This window comes from Bacteroidota bacterium, from assembly GCA_038746285.1.
Taxonomy (GTDB): domain Bacteria; phylum Bacteroidota; class Rhodothermia; order Rhodothermales; family JANQRZ01; genus JANQRZ01.
The window spans coordinates 22,662-40,492 of sequence record JBCDKT010000003.1 but is presented as its reverse complement, the minus strand read 5'-3'; the positions used below and the strand labels follow the sequence as shown (position 1 = coordinate 40,492).

Genomic DNA, 17,831 nt, shown 5'->3' with positions numbered 1-17,831 from the left:
GCCGGTCAGAAGATGATCTGTCCCTGGAGGACGACGAGGTGGGCGTTGTCGAGGACGTCGCTCGTGCGGAAGTGGTAGGCCAGCGTCAGGCGGGCGCGGTGGTACGGAGCGCCGCGGGCTGCGCTGGGGCTGTAGCTGAGGCCGGCGGTGAGGAAGTCGTCGCCGGAGCGGTCCGTGTCGTTCCAGTAGCGCTCGGCGCGGGCGAAGGCTTCGCCGTAGCCGAAGACCCGGACGGCCCCGAAGGCCGAGAGACCGGCCTGGTCCTGCGAGCCGTCGCCGTCGTCGTCGTAGCGGAGCGCGATCGCGTCGAGCTTGAGGCGGACGGGCTGGCTGCCGGGCGAACCGCCCCAGTAGACGTGTGCGCCGCCGCTCGTGTAGTCCCGGCCGCCGGCCCCCCGGTCGGTCCGGTCGGGGTTGGCCCCGTTGAAGCCGCCGTAGACGCCGACCTCGACGCCCGACCCCGGCTCGTAGATCGCGACCGAGGAGAGGGCCAGCCCCGGCGTCTCCGCGCCGTTGACCACGTCGTCGCCTGAGATGCCCTCGCGGAAGTTGTTGGTCCCGCGCTGGAACGTGCCGAAGCCGTTGTGGACCGCCAGTGAGAGCGTCGTCCGGTCACCGGCGTAGGTGACGTCGGCCCCGAGGTCACGGCCGTCGCCGCCGAGGGTGCCGGCGAGCCAGCGCTCGTCGATGGCGGCGCGGTCCACGGCGTCGATGAGGAAGTAGGGGGTGAGGATGCCGCCTGCGGGCTGGGCGATGGGGAAGTAGCCGACGCGCGCCTGGACCTGCTTAGTGAGGTTGGCGAACGCGAAGAGGTCCACGCTCTCAATCGACCCCGAGCCGCCCTCGACGTCGTACTCGACCCCGCCGAGGTCGCGGTAGAGGACGCGGGCCTGGATGCGGGCGCGGCGGAGGCCGAAGCCGTAGCGAGTCTCGTCCTCGGCGTTCTCCTCGACGCCGACGCTCGAGCGCGGTTGGACGCCGCCGGCGAGGTCGAGGCGGAGGTCATTGCCGAGCGAGAGTTGGGCGGTCGCGGCGGGCGCGGCGAGGAGCAGGGCAGCGGTGGCAAGAGCGAGGCGGCGTGCGGCGGGTAGAAGAGGCATGGGAGGGGCAAGAATAGAGCGGCGGCCTGAAGCCTAGTGCCCCAGGCCGCCGCGGTGAAACGGGCAACACAGGCCGCCGTTAGTTCGCGCTGAACGGGAGCGAGCTGTGGTGGAGCACGATCTCCAGGTCGCCGTTCCGGTCTTTAGCGTAGCCGAAGGTGTACTCGACCTTCGTCTCGCCGCCGTCGGTGCCGGTGAAGAAGTAGTTCCCCATGGCCATAGCCATGTCACCGTTTTCGGAGATGACGGTGCCTTCGTTCTCCCAGCGGACGTTGGTGTACGGCGCGATGGCGAAGCCGCCGTCCTCGGTCCCATCGGTCCCGACGAAATAACTCAGCGCCCCGGCGAAGTCCCCACGGAACTGGTCCTCGGCGGCGAGGGTCGGCTTGAAGAGGATGGTCTGGTTGGCTCCGTAGGCGTAGTGCGTCAGGATGTGGTCCATGGCACGGGCGCGGAAGTCGCCGCCGTTGGTGTAGACCTGACCGATGGAGACGATGCCTTCACCCCAGGCCTGCTGGGCGGCTTCGACTTCGGCCATCGTGATCGGGTCGTGGTTCATTCCCTGAGCGGCGGCGGGCGCAGCGAAGAGAAACGCAGCGAGCGTGAGAGCTAAGAGGTGTCGCATGTTAGTACCTGTTAGGTTAGGTGTGAGGTGTAGAAAGGCGTGGGCAGCTAGCCCACGTTGTGCTCCGCAGCCGTTTCCCGGTCGGGACCATGCTCCTTATCGGGCCGAAGCGGAGATAGCGAAGTCGTGTCAGGAGAGGACACGTCGGAGGGGCGAAAGAGCGCGAGCACGCGGCGCTCGATCTGCTCCTTGAGGTTAGCCCGGAGCGCGTCGGGGCCGTCGCCGAGGTACATCGCGTGGACGTAGAGCGTCCGGCGGTCGGGCGAGACGTCGAGCGAGAGCGTGCCGGGCGTGAGCGAGATGAGGTTGGCGAGCGTCGTCATCTCGAGGTCAGTCTGGGCGTCGAGCGGGACGGCGACGATCCCCGGCTGCGCGCGGAGGCGCGGCGTGAGTACGTCGAAGGCCACGCGCACGCTCGACAGCAACAGCTCCCACACGTAGAACGCGGCGAAGGCGAGGCCCCGCCACAGCCCGGCGTAGTACCCCGACGCCCCGAAGGCGGGGCGCGCGAGCAGCAGCACGAGGTAGCCGAGCGCGAAGCCCGCCGCGAGCGTCACCGGCTCGAACGAGCCGCTCACCGCCGCCCACAGCAGCGCCAGCAGGATGTTGAGCAGGAAGAGCTTCATGGTGAGAGGTGAGAAGGGAGGCCGGCCGACTCGCCCAGCACAGCATCGATGTAGGCCGCCGGGTCGAGCAGGGCCGCAGCAGCGTCGGTGGCGAAGGCGAAGAAGGGCTCGGCCCAGAGGCCGATCACGAGCGTGAGCACCGCCAGCGCCGCCACCGGACTCGCCATCAGCACGACGCCGCGCGCCGACCGAGGTGCGAGTCCGTCAGCCAGTGGCTTCCAGAACGCCCCATTCCAGATTTTGGTCATCGAAAAGAGCGTTAAAACGCCGACCACGAGCGCGACCGCCACGATCCCCCACGCCTGCGCGTCGAGGCCGGCCTTGATCAGGATCAGCTTCGCCCAGAACCCCGAGAGCGGCGGGAAACCCGCCAGCGAGAACGCCGGGACGATGAACAGTACCGCCAGCCACGGGTGCGCCCGGTAGAGCCCACCGAGATTGTCTAGCTCGAACGACCCGACGAGCCGCTCGGCGAGGCCCGCGACGAGGAATAGGTTCGCCTTGACGATGATGTGGTGGACGATGTAGAACACCGCCCCGACGAGCGCGAGCGGGGTGAAGAGCGCGAGCCCCATCACCATGTACCCGATCTGGCTCACGATGTGGAAGCTCAGAATCTTGCGCACGTCCGACTGCGACGCCGCGCCGAGCACGCCCGTCACCATCGTCAGCCCCGCCACCCAGAGCAGGATCGTGTGGGTCCACCCGATGTCCTGGGTGAAGAGGAGCGTGAACGTGCGAATCAGCGCGTAGACCCCAACTTTGGTCAGCAGCCCGGCGAAGATGGCGGCGACCGCGATCGGCGGGGTGTGGTACGACGCCGGGAGCCAGAAGAAGAGCGGGAAGACGGCCGCCTTGATCCCGAAGGCGATCAGGAAGAGCATCGAGACCGCTGTCACGAGGCCGGGCGCGTCGGTCTCGGCGAGGCGGAGCGCGAGGTCGGCGAAGTTGAGGGTCCCCGCGATGCCGTAGAGCATCCCAATCGCCGCGAGGAAGCACAGCGACCCGACGAGGTTGACAAAGACGTAGACGACCGCGCCCCGCACCTGCGCCCGTTCGTTGCCCAGCACGAGGAGGACGAACGACGAGATCAACAGCACCTCGAACCAGACGTAGAGGTTGAACAGGTCGCCCGTCAGAAACGTCCCGCAGACGCCCATCAGCAGGACGTGGTAGAGCACATGGTAGTGGAAGCGCTCGCGCTCGGGATCGACCGAGGCCAGCGAGTAGACAATCGCGGCGAGGCCGACGATCGCCGTGATGAGCACCATCACCGCGCCGAGGAGATCGGCCACAAGCGTGATCCCGAACGGCGCGGCCCACGCCCCGACCTGGAGCGCCTGCACGCCGTCCTCGACGATCCCGGCCATCAGCACGCCGGCCGCGACGAGCAGGGCGACGGCACCGGTGACGCTCACCACGCGCTGCGCCGCCAGCGACCGCCGCGCCAGGAGCGCAAGCGTCGCCGTGGCGAGCGGGATCAGGACCGGCAAGACGAGAAGCCAGCTCATCGGGCTACGGGTTCGGGGAGGGCAGTGGTTGGTTCGGCGATCTGCGCCTGAACCCAAGGGGGCGGCTCCGGCGCGGCGGCTTCGCTGCCGAGGTCTTCCGGCCCGAGCGCGTCGGTCTCGACGGTGCCGAGCGTGACGAAGCTGCGGTAGACGAGCACCAGCGCGAACGAGATCAGCCCGAACCCGATCACGACCGCCGTCAGCACGAGCGCTTGCGGCAGCGGGTTCGCCACGGCCACGAGCGGGGCGACCTCGCCCGGCGCCACGAGCGGCGGGGCGAGGCGCTCGACGCGGCCCATGCTGAAGACGAGCAGGTTGACCGCGTTCGAGAGCAGCACGAGGCCGAAGATCATCCGCAGCATGTTGCGCCGCAGGATCAGGTAGACCCCGGCCGCGAACAGGACGCCGGTCAGAAGGGCAAGGAGCGTTTGCATGGAGTTGATGCTGCGTGACCCGTGATGCGTGAGGATGCCGAGGGGACATCACGCATCACGAATCACGCATTGAAGCAGTCGAGGCCGGGCGCGGCTGGGCGCGCTCCAGGGCCAGGATGATGGTGAGCGTGAAGCCGATCACGACGAGGAAGACGCCGATGTCGAACAGGAGCGGCGTCCCGAGCTTGAGCGGCTCCAGGGCCGCACCGAGCTTGAGCGAGACCCACTGCCCGGTCATAAACGCCTCGCCCGAGAAGAGCGCGAACAGCCCGCTCACGAGGGCGATTGCCAGACCGACGCCGAGCAGCCCGCGCGGGTCCACGCGCAGCAGCCGCCGCATCGCGTCCTCGCCGAAAGCCATCAGGTAGAGCGCGAACGCGCCCGCCGCCATCAGCCCGCCGATGAAGCCGCCGCCGGGCTCGTTGTGGCCGCGCCAGAGCATGAAGAGCGACGCCAGGAACAGGAGCGTGATCAGAAACCGCGTCGCCGTGCGCAGGATGAGCGAGCCGCCCACGTCGAGGCGCGGCAGGCCCGGCACCGCGCCGCCGAGGACGAGGACGTGCGCCCCCAGCGCCGCGACGGCCAGGACCGTGACCTCGCCGAACGTGTCGAGCGCCCGGAAGTCGACCAGGATGACGTTGACGAGGTTGCGGCCGAAACCGTCGGGGACGCTGCGCTCGGCGTAGAAGGCCGACACCGAGGCGTCGAACGGCAGTCCGGTGATGGCGAGCGAGAGCGTGGTCACGAGCAAGCCTGCACCGACGGCGAGCAGTCCGCTCGCCCAGCGCCCCACGTCTGTCCCGCCGCGCTCGGCCCGCAAGAGCGGCAGGTGAAGCAGCACAAGCAGAATGATGACCACGATCAGCGTCTCGACGAGGAGCTGCGTCATCGCCAGGTCCGGCGCGCCGAGGCCCAGGAAAAGGAGCGCCACGCTGAACCCGACCACGCCGAGCGCCGCGACGGCCAGCATCCGCGAGCGCGCAAACACCGTTGCCCCCGCACTGAGCACGATGAGGAGAGCGAGCGCCCACTCGTGCGGCAGCAGCTCGTCCCACGCCGCCCCGAACGATGCGAAGACCTCGGGGTAGCGCGCGGCCAGCGTCACGCCGGGCAGGAGCACGACCGCCGTGAGGAGCCAGACGAGGTAGCCGCGCAGGCTGCCGTTCTGGAGCACCCGCGTCTGCCACCCCGCGAGCGCGAGCGTGCCGTCGAGCAGGCGTTCGTAGCCGCGCTCGGGCCCAACGCGCGCGAGCCCGTCGAGGCGGGCGAGCGCGCCGCGCACGCGGTCCCACTGCCAGTAGGCGAGCACGCCGAGGGCGACGGTAAGAATGCTGAGGTAGAGCGCCGTCCCCAGCCCGTACCACAGCGCCAGCGTGATCTCGGTCGAGAACCCCAGCGTCGCCGTCACGGCGCTGTCGACGAGCGCGGCGGGTAAGAGGGACGGGAAGAGGCCAAAGACGAGGCCGACGAGCGCGAGCACGAGCGGGCCGATCCACATCGAGGGCGGGGCTTCATGCGCGTCCTTCGGCGTCGGCTGGAGCGCCCCCCAGAACGGCCGGAGCACGACGATCCCCGCCGCCGCAATCGTCAGCGCGTTCGCCACGACCGCCGCGCCGGGCAGGAGGACGTCAGCCCCATCGAAGCCGAGCTTGGCTTTGTAGGCCAGCTCTTTCCCGATGAACCCGAAGAGCGGCGGCACGCCCGCCATCGACAGGCCCGCGAGCCCCGCCGCGCCGAAGGTGAGCGGCATCGCCCGGCGCAGCCCGCCCAGCGACAGCACCTCGCGCGTCCCGGCCTCGTGGTCGACCGTCCCGGCGACCATAAACAGGGCCCCCTTGTAGAGCGCGTGGACGAGCAGGAACACGACCGCCGCCTTGATACTCGCCTCGAACGACAGCCCGACGAGCAGCGTCAGCGTGCCGAGCGCGGTCACGGTCGAGTAGGCGAGGACTTTCTTGAGGTCGGTCTGCCGCAGCGCCCACACCGCGCCGACGAGCATCGTCGCCGCGCCGGCGACCGAGAGCGTGACCGTCCACAGCGCGGTCCCGCCGAGCGTGCTGTCGAGCCGCATCAGGAGGTAGACGCCGGCCTTGACCATCGTCGCCGAGTGGAGGTAGGCGCTGACCGGCGTCGGGGCCGCCATCGCGTTCGGCAGCCAGAAGTGGAACGGGAACTGCGCGCTCTTGGTGAAGCAGCCGAGCGCGACGAGCGCGAACGCCGCCGGGTACAGCGCGTGCGCCCGGACGGCCTCGGCGTTCGCCAGGATCTCGCGCATGTCGAACGTCCCCCCGCCTATCGACCCGAGCAGGAGGAAGCCCGCCAGAAGCGCGAGGCCGCCGCCGCCGGTCACGAGGAGCGCCTGGAGCGCGGACTTCCGCGACTCCTCAACCTCGTGCTTGAACCCGATCAGGAGGTACGACGAGAACGAGGTCAGCTCCCAGAAGACGAAGAGGGCGATCAGGTTGTTCGACAGCACGAGGCCGAGCATCGCGCTCATGAACAGGAGCAGGGCGAGGTAGAACCGCCCCAGGTCGCGGTGGCCCTTCAGATAGCCACCGGCGTAGACCACGACGAGCGTCCCGAGCCCAGTGATGAGGAAGACGAACAGCAGGCTCAGCCCGTCGAGGTAGAACGCGAGGTCCACGCCGAACGTCGGCACCCAGGGCGTCGTCTCGGCGAGGCCGCCGGTCGCCAGCACAGCCGGCGCGAGGCTCGCGAAGTAGGCCAGCAGCCCGAGCGGCACGAGCGCCAGCACCCACCCCGCCCGGTCGCCGAGGGCGCGGTGCGCGAGCGGGGCCGCGAGGGCGACCGCGAAGCTGAGGAGGAGAATGGTGAGCATGGGCTGTCGACTATGAGCGGTCGTCTACCTGTGGGGCCGGACGCTCGCGGCGGCGGTCGTCGGCTAGTTCGTCGAGGCCCGTGTTGTGCCAGAGGTGCGCGGTGCCGCTTCGGTAGGCCGCCCGGCCGATGACGTGGGCCGAGATGGGAGCCGTCAGGAAGAGGAAGGTGACGGTGGCGAGCGCGCGAACGGTGACGCCGGCGTCCTCGTAGGCCACGGTCACGGCCAGCATGAGCAGCGCCGCGCCGAGCGTGCCCGCCTTCGTGGCCGCGTGCATCCGCATAAGCAGGTCAGGCATCCGCACCAGGCCGAGGGCCGCGACCAGCATGAACGCGGCTCCGGCGAGCACGAGGGCGGTCGTTACGAGGTCAGTCACGGTCCGTCGGTGGGGTGGCGGGCGGGGGCGTTTCTTCCTGCGCGTCGATGAAGCGGGCGAAGGCGACCGTCGCCAGGAACGCGATGAGGGCGAGCACGAGCGCCGCGTCGAGGTAGGCCGTCACACCGGAGGCGAGCGTCCACAGCGCGATCACGCCGACCGCGAGGTAGGCGATCATGTCGAGCGCGACGACGCGGTCGGGCAGGCGCGGCCCGAGCACGAGCCGGACAAAGACGAGCACAAAGGCCAGACCGACGAGCACGGAGCCGACAGCGACAGGCCAGGGAAGCGTAGACATGGCGTAGAAGAGAGGCGGATGCAATCTACGGATAGGCGGCGTAGCAAACCGGTGGACATTGCTCACCCCAGCGCTTCTCGGGGACGAGTCCCACGAGCGTGTCTCCGATGCGGTGCGTGGCACCGCTTGGACCGCCGAAGGAGACGGTCGTTATCGGTTTCGAGGCCAGCCCGCTCACCCGAGGCAGCTTCTCCACCCCAGGCGTACCGGGGATGAGGACGCGGGGCCTTCCCGCGGAGGTATCCCGGATGCGGCGCTCGCAGGTGTGCCGAGCTGGCGCGGCCACCGGGAGCTGGAGGAGGCGGCGCGGGTGAAAGGAAGAGGTGACTACGCAAAGCGCGGGGCGCGTTCGAGCGGAACGCAGCGGGCCGCCATCCATCTAGCCTGCCCGCACACGGAGTGTGCCGGAGGCGAGATCAGTGTGCTGCAGTGCGCGGTCATCGCGGGGGGAGACTTGTCTGAGGGGGCGGCTCGGACGCCCGCCCACGCGGCCCTGTTTCGGGCCGGAGGTGCTGCGAAGGGGATTTCACACGGTGCGGCCGCCCACCAGGCGCAGCCGCGCCCCGTCGAGCGAGTCCGGCTTCGCCACGAGCGTCACCTCGTCGCCCCGGTAGAGCACGGTGTGACCGCTCGGCACGACGCTGCTCCCACCGCGCCCGACCTCCAGCACGAGCACATCGAGCGGGAGGCGGAGGTCGCGCAGCGGCAGGCCTTCGAGTTCGGGGTTCGAGAGGCGCATCTGCTCGACCGACCGGTCCGCGTCGCGGTGCAGCAGCAGGGCCGTGGCCTGGGGCACGCGCACCGCCTGCTCCAGCAGGGTGACGATCGCCGTGGCGGGGTCGATGACGAACGCCCCGACGAAGAGGTAGCCTGTGATGGTCGGGAGGCGCAGCCACTTGGACCCCTCCGATCAGGTACGAGGCGAGGCAGATGAGGGCGAAGGCGACCGCGTACTCCAGGGTCTGCATGGTGGTGGGCTAGGGGACGCTGCGCTGCGCACGCTCGGCGCGGAGACGGTCGAAGAGGACTTGCTGCTCGGTGCCGGGCGGGACGTCCCACGGGCTCGCCGGAAGCGCGACCGTGTTGACGTGCGGGCCGCGCGGCGTGCGGACAAAGCGCTGCGGGCGGCCCTCCGGCTCGAGCCCGTCACCGAGGACGAGGACAGTCGTGCCCTGGCGGGTGACGTTTTGGGCCGCGTCGCGGGTCCAGCCGTCAGCCCAGTCGTAGATCCACTTCGCGTCGGCGGCGATGAGCCGGACGCAGCCGTGCGAGGCGGGCGCGCCGGTCGGCATGGTGTACTGGTGGACGTGGAAGCCGCGCGTGCGGTGGAAGTTGAACACCCAGCGCATCAGCCACTCCTCGCCGGGCGGGCTCTCGGAGGAGATGCGCTCCTCGACCTGCCAGTTGAAGTTGTAGCGCCCGCCGGGGGTCCGCGAGCCGGGCGCGCCGGTGTTGACCACGCCCCACCGCTTCAGGCGGCCGTACTCGTAGGCCGCCCACGCCTGCACCTCCTTGTCGATCACGAACAGCTTGTCCAACTCGGCCCCGCCCTCGTAGCGGCGCGGGAACGGCGCGTAGGCGCGCATGTCGAGGTCCACGCGGCTCGGGACGATGAGCGTGTCGCCGGTGCGGAGTTCCTGGACGCGGACGTAGTTGATGAACTCGATGAGCGGCAGGAGGTCGCGCCCGCGCCGCACGTCGCCGTCGCCGATAGCTTTGTAGAACCGGTGCCGCGCCCAGACCGAGTTGCCCTCGGGGTCGCTGAGCACGTGGTAGCGGTACGTCACCTCGGGGATGTCGCCGAGGTCGCTCTGGCGGCTGTAGAGGAGCGCTTCGAGGTCGTCCTGGTCGTAGGTGCGCCCGTAGCTGCTCTGCGCCAGGGTCGGAACGGCGCAGGTTAGGATGCCCAGGAGGCAGAGGGTGAGGCGAAGCGAGGCGTGTGTCATCGGAGGCGTGAGCTAGCAGGCGGCCTGGTACGCCCTCGCCCCGGCCTTCGGTTCTCCCTGAGGCCCAGTAGGGCTCGGCGTGGAGTGAAGGGAAGGTCGGGAGGGAGAAGCTGTTTTCGAGCGTGCTGCACCGCTGCTCCCTCCTTGCCCTCCCAACTCTCCACGCCGGGAAACCCCCATGCGCTCACTCCGCCTCGCGCCACCGGAGGCGCGCCACGACCGGGCGGTGGTCCGAGAACTCCACGTCCGGGACGTGCGCGGCCACCACGTCCCACGCCGGACCGGCCAGCACGAAGTCGATCCGCACGAGCGGGCGGTCGGCGCGGTAGGTGCCGCCCCACCCCGACCCGGCCAGGCGGAAGGCATCGGTGCGGCCCTCGGCGAGCCGGCGGTAGGTCCAGTTGTCGGGCGTCGCGTTGAGGTCGCCCGAGAGCAGCACCGGCAGCGTCTCGGCCTCGACGCTCGCCAGGACCTGCTCTACCTCGTCGGCGCGGCGCTGATACGCCCTCCGGTAGCGCTCGAGGAACGGCAGCCACATCTCCGCCTCGACCGTGTCCAGGCGCACGTCCCACGGCTTCGCCGCCCCGAACGAGCGGAGGTGGAGGTTGTAGTGGACGCCCTCACGCCCTTGCCACCGGAAGTGGGTGCGGACGTAGCGCGAAGCCCCCTCGTCCTCAGGTCCCCGTGCCAGCACCTCCTGGCTCTGCTCCAGCACGGCGAAGTCGCCCGGCGCGTCGAGGCGGACAAGCAGCGGCAGTTCGGTTTCCCAGTCCGGGGGGATCGCGAGCCGGTAGCCGAGGGAGTCGACAGCAGGCTGCACGTAGGAGGCGATGACGGGTCGGTACGGCGGGCGGCGGGCGTGCTCGGCCCCGGCCTCTTGCAGCGCCACGAGGCCCGGCTGCTCGGCGGCCAGCAGGGCTGCCACGTCGGCCGTGAGCTGCTCGGCGCTGTCGCCGTAGCGCGGGGCGTTGAGCGTCATCACCGTGAGGTCGCCCGGCGCGGGCGCGGCGCGGGCCTCCAGCCGCTCCAGCGGCACGAGCCGGACGGCCAGCACGGCCAGCGCGGCCCCGTGGAGCACCGCCCAGCCCCAGCGCTTCTGCGCCACCAGCAGGACCGTCAGCCCAACCAAGGCGAGTGCGAACAGGGGCAGACCGACCGCTACCGGCGCAGGCCACCAAAAAACCCGTGGGTCCACGTAGGCCGCCGCCCACCCCGCCGCCGCCAGCCCGAGCACCAGGCCGTCGAGCAAGGCGAACAGGAACCAGAGGGTGCGGCGCACGGCAGTCGGGCGTGGACGAGGAATACGACGGAAGATCGGAAGATCGCGGGACTCGTCGCGCCTCGCTTCCGCTCTGCCCCGCCTACGCGTCCTAGTCCTCTGGCACGTTGAGACGGACAGGTCGCTCCACCTTGTCATCCCGGACCCTGATCCGGGATCTAAGGCGTGGCTTGGCGATAGGCTGCGCCGCTGCTGCGCGGTCTGAACCGAGTTCGGGATGACCTACCTGTCAGCGTGAGCTTGTCGCAGCACTAGTTACCCTCGCTCGCCTCGATGAGGATGCGTTTCTCCTCCTCGGTGAGCGCGTCGTAGCCGCGCTCGCTGATCTTGTCCAGGATGCGGTCCACGTCGGCCGGGCCGGCGGGCGGCGGTGCGGCCGGGCGCGGGCGGCGCTTCGCGCGGCGCGGCGGGTCCGAGGCCCGCGAGGCGCTGGAGCGCGCCGGCTTCGGGTCGTCCTTGCTGCGCCGGGCTAGCCACTGCTCCAGGCGGCCGAACATCCCCGACTTCTCCCCGGACGGAGCCGGCGTGCGCTCGGTGCGCGACGGGAAGAACACCTGGGCCCACGCGGCGAGGTCGGTCCCGTTCTGCTGCGCCTTCGCAAAGAGAAAGCCGATGCCGGCCCCGCCGAGGTAGAGCAGGACGTAGGCCGGACTCCGCAGCGACGTGAGCACCAAGAGCGCGAGGAAGCCAATCGCCAGCCACTTCAGCGGGACGACGCCGAGCAGGAACAGCCCAATGCCCCGGTTCGGGTAGAGCGTCGCCACGCAGCAGAGCACGCCGAAGACAGCCGACATCGAGCCGTAGATCAGCGCGCTGCCGCCGAGCGTGGCCCCGCCGAAGACGGCCAGGAGCGCCCCGCCCACCGCTGCCAGCACGTAGAGCCCGAACAGCCGGTGGCTGCCGAAGGTCTCCTCGTAGTCGCGGCCCATCCAGTAGAGCCAGAGCATGTCGAACGCGAACGTGATCAGCCCGAGGAAGCTCGTGTCTAGGTGTAGCACGCTGTAGCTCAGCAGCTGCCAGGGCCGGAAGAGCGGCGTTGGCAGTGCCGTGTTGAGCGCGAGGTAGTCCACCACGAACTCTGCCGCCGGCTGCACGAGCTGGAGGATGAACCACGCCAGAAAGAGGACCGTGTTGACCGTCATCAACAGGCGTAGCGCAGGCGGCAGCATGTTGTACCACCGCCGGAACCGGTCGAGGGGAGATTCTCCGTTCATAGAGTAAAAGTAGGGACGGCCTGGAGAGAAGGTAGCAAGAGAACAGAAGAACTCAAGCTACGGCATGCGCGCTCCACTGCCTCCTTCATCGGTACGCGGAGTGGTGCGGGCGCGGCCCCACGGGCAGCTTGCCACGCCAGTACTGGATGAGGAGGAAGCCGGCGATCGCGCCGCCGAGGTGGGCGAAGTTCGCCACGCCGGCCTGCGTCCCGGTGATGCCCGCGTAGAGCTGGAGCGCCATCAGCCCGATCACGAACCACTTCGCCTTCATCGGGATCGGCGGGAAGAGGAGCATGATCCGCTCCTCGGGGTACATCATCCCGAAGGCCAGGAGCACCCCGAAGACGCCGCCCGAGGCCCCGACCGTCGGCACGATCACTGGGTCGCCGATGCCGAACAGGAACGGGGCCGAGGTGACGACGAGCTGCGTCAGGCTCGCCCCGATGACGCAGAAGAAGTAGAAGAATGCAAAGCGCTGGCTCCCCCATGTGTTCTCGATCCGCATCCCAAACATCCAGAGGCCGAACATGTTGAACAGGATGTGCCCGAAGCCACCGTGCAGGAAGGCGGTCGTGACCAACTGCCACGGGTAGAACTGGGGCACGTCCTGCATCGCCCCGAAGCGCCCCGGCGCGACCTCCGGCGTCCCCATCGGCCACAGGGCGAACCAGTTGAACAGGAGCTGCTGGAGCTGCGGCGCGAGCGTGGCGAAAAACGCGAGGCCGTTGATGATCAGCAGGTTCTTGATCACCGGTGGCATCACGGACCACGTCGGCGGGGCGTAGGCGTTCTGGGACATGCGGTCGGGCGCGGTTCCTCGGGCTGGGGCATGGTCGAACGAGCCGCCTGGGGGAAGGTTGCGCCTCAGGTGTGGAAGAGCGCAGGAACGGAAGAGCGGAAGATTTTGCGCTCCACCGCCTCGCCTATCTTCCGCTCCTCCCCGCTTCCGCTCCTCCCCGCTTCCGCTCCTCCCCGCTTCCGCTCCTCCCCGCTTCCGCTCCTCCCCGCTTCCGCTCCTCCCCGCTCGTGTACCTCTTCCTCTCGGACCTCCACCTCGGGCGCGGCACCGACGCCGAGAGCCGCGCCGCCGAGCGCGACGCCATCGCCGTGCTGGGCGCGCACGAGGACGCGGTGCGCGAGGGCACCGAGCGCGGCGGCGGCGGGCTGTTCCTCGTCGGCGACGTGTTCAACCAGTTCATCGAGTACGGCACCCTCGTCCCGAAAGGCTTCGTCCGGCTGCAGGGCGCGCTCGCGGCGTGGACCGACGGCGGCCTGCCCGCGACCTACCTCGTCGGCAACCGCGACCCGTGGCACTTGGACTACTTCGAGACCGAGCTCGGCGTGCGCGTGCTCGGCGACCTCGCGGTGCGCCTCGGGCCGTACGAGGCCTACCTCACGCACGGCGACGGCCTCGTGGCCTCGGACTGGGGCTACAACCTCGCCAAGCCGGTCCTGCGCAACCGGCTCGCGTACTGGCTCTACCGCAGCCTCCCGCCCGGCGACTGGGGCTTCCGCCTCGCCCGCTGGTACGCCCTGCGCGGCGACGGTGCGCCCGAGGACCCGTTCGTCCGCGACCTCCGCGCCTCCGCCCGGCGGCACCTCGCCACCACCTCCGCCGACCTCGTGGTCCACGGCCACACCCACCAGGCCGAGCTGAGCGCCTGGCCCGAGGGGACCTACCTCAACCCCGGCTACTTCTTCGCCGAGCGGACCTTCGCCCGGTTGGACGCGGGCGGCCTCGCCCTGCTGCGCTGGACCGGAGCCGAGGCCGAAGTTCTGGCCCGGACGGAACATCGGGCAGGGCCTGTGTAATAACCCAGAATCCCCCGCCGTTTTTCCGCCCGAGCGAGCGCCCACCCCACCGCCGTATGCCCGACGAGCCGTACTCCGACGACGAACTCAACCGCTACTTCGAGGACCCCGACGCCCGGCGCAGCGGAGCCGCGAAGGCCGAGGCGGCGGCCGCACTCCACCGGCGCTCCCTCGGCGCGCTCAAGTGGATCGGTCTCGGGATCGGCGGGGCGGCGCTCGCGGTCCTGCTCTACCTCTTCGCGCTCTCGTTCACGCTCCCGCCGACCGAGCTGATCGAGAACCCCGAGCACCTGGAGTCGACCGTGGCCTACACCGCCGACGGGGCCGAACTGGCGCGCTACTACCTCGGCGAGAACCGGACCTGGGTGACGGCGGCCGAGATCTCGCCCGAGATGACGCGGGCGCTCGTCGCGCTCGAGGACCGCCGGTTCTACGGGCACTGGGGCGTGGACATGCGCGGCTGGGGGGCGGTCGCCTACGGCGTGCTCACCGGCAAGGGCGTGCGCGGCGCGTCGACGATCACGATGCAACTCGCCCGCAACCTCTACGAGGCGGTCGGCTTCGACCGGACGGTCACGCGCAAGGTCAAGGAGATCCTGACCGCCGTCCAGCTCGAGCGGCGCTACACGAAGGACGAGATCGCGGAGATGTACCTCAACACCGTCGCGTGGAACTACAACGCCTTCGGGATCGAGGCCGCTGCCCAGACCTACTTCAACAAGCCCGCCTCGGACCTCAACACGGAGGAGGCCGCGACGCTCGTCGGGATGCTCAAAGGCCCGAGCCGCTACAACCCGGTCTCCTACCCCGAGCGCGCCGCCGAGCGCCGCAACCTCGTCATGGCGTCGATGGTCCGCGAGGGGATGCTGGAGCGCGCCCGCTACGACGAACTCCGCGCCGACTCGATCGCGCTCGACTTCAACGTCTACTCCCACACCGACAACCTCGCCCCGCACTTCGCCGAGATCCTGCGCAAGCAGCTCAAGGACTGGGGCGAGGCGAACGGCTACGACATCTACTCCGACGGCCTCGTCGTCCACACGTCCATCGACAGCCGGATCCAGGCGATGGCCCAGGCGGCGGTGACCGAGCAGACCCAGAAGCTCCAGAACGTGGTCGATGTCGAGTGGGCTGGGCGGCGCTTCTTCTCGTCGCGCCAGGAGGACGCGTACGAGACCTACCTCCGGGACAACGACGTCGAGCCGTGGGCCTACTTCTGGGACAGCAAGAGCCGCCTCGTCGATGCCTTCGTGCGTGACACCGACCGCTGGCGCAGCCTCCGCCGCCAGGGCGTCGAGCGCGACGCAGCGACGGCCCAGCTCCGGCAGGACGAGGCGTTCATGGACTCGCTCAGGACCGACAAGACCCGCCTCGAAGCCGGCTTCGTCGCCGTCGATCCGGGCACGGGCTACGTCAAGGCGTGGGTCGGCGGGCGCGACTTCGTGGCCGACAAGTTCGACCACGTCCAGACCGCCAAGCGGCAACCCGGCTCGACGTTCAAGCCGTTCGTCTACATCGCCGCCATCGACAACGGCTACTCGCCCTACTACCGGCTGATGGACTCGACGTTCGTCTGGCGGCAGCCGCCGCTCGCGCCCTGGACGCCGCGCAACTCCGGGGGCTCGACGGGCGACTACGTCACGCTCCGCACCGCGCTCGGCCAGAGCAAAAACATTCCGACGGCGCGGCTGACGCAGGAGATCGGCCCGGCGACGGTCGCCACGTACGCCCGGCGCCTCGGCGTCGAGAGCCCCGTCGAGGCCGTCCGCTCGATTGGCCTCGGGGTGAGCGACGTGACGCTGCTGGAGATGGTCGGGGCCTACACGACGCTCGCCAACGGCGGGGTCTACCACGAGCCCAAGCTCATCACCCGGATCGAAGACCGGCAGGGGAACGTCATCGCCCGCTTCGAGCCGCAGGGCCGCGAGGCGCTCTCGGCGAGCACGGCCTACACCGTCGTCGACATGATGCGCGAGGTCGTCGAAAACGGGACCGGGCAGCGCATCCGCTGGAAGTACGGCCTCCGCAACGCCGACTTCGCCGGCAAGACCGGCACCACGCAGGAGAGCGCCGACGGTTGGTTCATGCTGATGCACCCTGACCTCGTAGCCGGCGCGTGGGTTGGCTGGAACGACCGCCGCGTGGCCTTCCGCACCTCGTGGTGGGGCCAGGGCGCGCACAACGCGCTCCACGTCGTCGGCGACTTCGTGCGCCGCGTCGACGCCTCGGAGACCGAGCTGGCCGCCGCCTTCGACCGCAACCGCTTCGAGCCGCCGAGCGGCTACGTCCGCCCCGACCCGCCGCCGCCGGTCGAGGAGGACGACCGCACCGCCGTGCAGCGCCTCCTGGACCGCTACAACGAGCGCGAGCAGCAGCGCCGCGACGAGGAGCGCCGCGGCCGGATCGGATGGTGAAGCGAGTGACGAGTTGCGAATGTCAAGTGTCGAATGGTCGCACATGGCATCCACTCGGCATTCGTCACTCGTAACTCGACACTCATGAAACTGCTTCACACTGCCGACATCCACCTCGGGTACGAGACGCACGGGCGGCTCAACCCCGAGACCGGGCTGAACTCGCGGCTCCACGACTTCGAGCGGAGCTTCCGGTTCATGGCCGAGCGCGCCGTCGCCGAGGACGTGGACCTCTTCCTCTTCTGCGGCGACGCCTACCGCACCGCCGACCCGACGCCGACGCAGCAGAAGCTCTTCGCCGAGTGCCTCCGGCCGGTCGCCGAGGCGGGCGTTCCCATCGTGATGGTCGTCGGCAACCACGACCACCCGGTCTCCTTCGGCAAGGCGTCGAGCGTGGACATCTTCGGCTACCTCACCGGCAACGTCCGCATCTACCGGAAGCCGACCGTGGACCGCGTAGAGACGAAGGCGGGGCCGCTGCAACTGATCGCGCTACCGTGGCCGATCCGCTCGATCCTGCTCTCGAAGGAGACGCACCGCAAGAAGACGCCCGAGGAGGTCCGCACCTTCATCGAGGAGCTGTACGCGGGCTTCGTGCAGCAGGCCGCGACCGAGCTCGACCCGGCGCTGCCCGCGGTCGTCGCGGGTCACTTCACCGTCCAGGGGGCCGAGGTCGGCGGGAGTGAGCGGACGAGCCTCATCGCCCACGAGCCGAAGTTCACCGTCGGCCAGCTCGCGCAGCCGGGTGTGGACTACGTCGCACTCGGGCACATTCACAAGTACCAGGACCGGAACCGCGAGGCCTACGAGCGCGGCGACGGGCCGCCGGTCGTCTACCCGTCCTCGCTGGAGCGGATCTCGTTCAAGGAGCACGACGCCGACAAGGGCTTTGTCCTCGTAGAGATCGGCGCTGAGGGTCCCAAAAAGAAGACGACCTACACCTTCGTCCCGACGCCTGCCCGGCGTTTCGTACCCATCGAGGCCGACGCCCGCGCCGCCGCCGACCCGACCGGCGCGATTGTCGGCCGGATCAAGCTGGCCGACGTGCGCGAGGCCGTCGTCCGGGTCCGCTACCGGATCGACGAGTCGCAGGTGCCGCAGGTCGACCTCCACGCCGTCCGCGCCGCCCTGGCCGAGGCCGACACCGTCGCCGCTGTCGAGCGCGTCGTAGACCCCGCCGAGCGCAAGCGGACCACGAGCGTGCAGCGCGACGCCGACCTCAAGGACGCGATGGCACAGTACGTCGCCCAGCACGAGAAGCTCGCCCCGCTCCGGGACGACCTCCTCGCCGCGGCGCTCGAAATCGAGCGCGAGGTTGAAGGAAGAACCTGATTGTTTCCCCCCCCCTCCCCTGCCC

At 69.8% G+C, this 17,831-nt stretch carries 16 protein-coding genes; 3 read left to right on the top strand and 13 right to left on the bottom strand.

What is annotated here, in order from left to right; all coding sequences use genetic code 11:
• Window positions 1-5: 5 nt before the first annotated feature.
• The 13 genes from AAGI91_01665 to AAGI91_01605 form a co-directional block, all read right to left on the bottom strand.
• Entirely contained in the window at window positions 6-1,100 is a 1,095-nt protein-coding gene (locus AAGI91_01665) for a hypothetical protein (GenBank protein ID MEM1041312.1), read from the bottom strand.
• A 79-nt stretch (window positions 1,101-1,179) separates the two neighbouring features.
• The gene (locus AAGI91_01660) at window positions 1,180-1,659 is read right to left on the bottom strand and encodes a phosphoribosyl-AMP cyclohydrolase (protein MEM1041311.1); all 480 of its coding nucleotides are present in this window, start codon (window positions 1,657-1,659) and stop codon (window positions 1,180-1,182) included.
• A 113-nt stretch (window positions 1,660-1,772) separates the two neighbouring features.
• On the bottom strand, window positions 1,773-2,351 hold the full coding sequence (locus tag AAGI91_01655; protein ID MEM1041310.1) for a Na+/H+ antiporter subunit E: 579 nt from the start codon (window positions 2,349-2,351) through the stop codon (window positions 1,773-1,775).
• The gene (locus AAGI91_01650; protein MEM1041309.1) at window positions 2,348-3,862 is read right to left on the bottom strand and encodes a Na+/H+ antiporter subunit D; all 1,515 of its coding nucleotides are present in this window, start codon (window positions 3,860-3,862) and stop codon (window positions 2,348-2,350) included. The genes AAGI91_01655 and AAGI91_01650 overlap by 4 nt, the downstream gene beginning before the upstream one ends.
• A complete protein-coding gene (locus AAGI91_01645; GenBank protein MEM1041308.1) occupies window positions 3,859-4,296 on the bottom strand; it encodes an NADH-quinone oxidoreductase subunit K in 438 nt (145 codons plus the stop codon). Before AAGI91_01645 ends, AAGI91_01650 begins: the two co-directional genes overlap by 4 nt.
• A gap of 55 nt (window positions 4,297-4,351) precedes the next feature.
• The gene (locus tag AAGI91_01640; GenBank protein ID MEM1041307.1) at window positions 4,352-7,135 is read right to left on the bottom strand and encodes a putative monovalent cation/H+ antiporter subunit A; all 2,784 of its coding nucleotides are present in this window, start codon (window positions 7,133-7,135) and stop codon (window positions 4,352-4,354) included.
• Between the two features lie 10 nt (window positions 7,136-7,145).
• The gene (gene mnhG, locus AAGI91_01635; GenBank protein ID MEM1041306.1) at window positions 7,146-7,511 is read right to left on the bottom strand and encodes a monovalent cation/H(+) antiporter subunit G; all 366 of its coding nucleotides are present in this window, start codon (window positions 7,509-7,511) and stop codon (window positions 7,146-7,148) included.
• Window positions 7,504-7,809, bottom strand: coding sequence for a monovalent cation/H+ antiporter complex subunit F (locus AAGI91_01630; protein ID MEM1041305.1), 306 nt, complete (start codon window positions 7,807-7,809; stop codon window positions 7,504-7,506). Before AAGI91_01630 ends, mnhG begins: the two co-directional genes overlap by 8 nt.
• A gap of 526 nt (window positions 7,810-8,335) precedes the next feature.
• Window positions 8,336-8,611 (bottom strand): TrkA C-terminal domain-containing protein, encoded by a 276-nt coding sequence (locus tag AAGI91_01625; GenBank protein MEM1041304.1) that lies wholly within the window; start codon window positions 8,609-8,611, stop codon window positions 8,336-8,338.
• A gap of 175 nt (window positions 8,612-8,786) precedes the next feature.
• Window positions 8,787-9,755 carry a L,D-transpeptidase gene (locus AAGI91_01620; protein ID MEM1041303.1) on the bottom strand — a complete coding sequence of 323 codons (969 nt, stop codon included), beginning with the start codon at window positions 9,753-9,755 and terminating at the stop codon, window positions 8,787-8,789.
• Between the two features lie 184 nt (window positions 9,756-9,939).
• On the bottom strand, window positions 9,940-11,034 hold the full coding sequence (locus AAGI91_01615) for an endonuclease/exonuclease/phosphatase family protein (protein ID MEM1041302.1): 1,095 nt from the start codon (window positions 11,032-11,034) through the stop codon (window positions 9,940-9,942).
• Window positions 11,035-11,285: 251 nt separating this feature from the next.
• The gene (locus AAGI91_01610) at window positions 11,286-12,248 is read right to left on the bottom strand and encodes a rhomboid family intramembrane serine protease (protein ID MEM1041301.1); all 963 of its coding nucleotides are present in this window, start codon (window positions 12,246-12,248) and stop codon (window positions 11,286-11,288) included.
• Window positions 12,249-12,333: 85 nt separating this feature from the next.
• Window positions 12,334-13,047, bottom strand: a complete 714-nt coding sequence (locus tag AAGI91_01605) for a rhomboid family intramembrane serine protease (protein MEM1041300.1) — start codon at window positions 13,045-13,047, stop codon at window positions 12,334-12,336.
• A gap of 227 nt (window positions 13,048-13,274) precedes the next feature.
• On the opposite strand from AAGI91_01605, the gene AAGI91_01600 reads away from it, so the two are divergent.
• From AAGI91_01600 to AAGI91_01590, 3 genes are all read left to right on the top strand, one after another.
• Window positions 13,275-14,060 carry a UDP-2,3-diacylglucosamine diphosphatase gene (locus tag AAGI91_01600; protein ID MEM1041299.1) on the top strand — a complete coding sequence of 262 codons (786 nt, stop codon included), beginning with the start codon at window positions 13,275-13,277 and terminating at the stop codon, window positions 14,058-14,060.
• Between the two features lie 56 nt (window positions 14,061-14,116).
• Window positions 14,117-16,474 (top strand): PBP1A family penicillin-binding protein, encoded by a 2,358-nt coding sequence (locus AAGI91_01595; GenBank protein ID MEM1041298.1) that lies wholly within the window; start codon window positions 14,117-14,119, stop codon window positions 16,472-16,474.
• 84 nt (window positions 16,475-16,558) lie between these two features.
• Window positions 16,559-17,806, top strand: coding sequence for an exonuclease SbcCD subunit D (locus AAGI91_01590; GenBank protein MEM1041297.1), 1,248 nt, complete (start codon window positions 16,559-16,561; stop codon window positions 17,804-17,806).
• Window positions 17,807-17,831 lie beyond the last annotated feature (25 nt).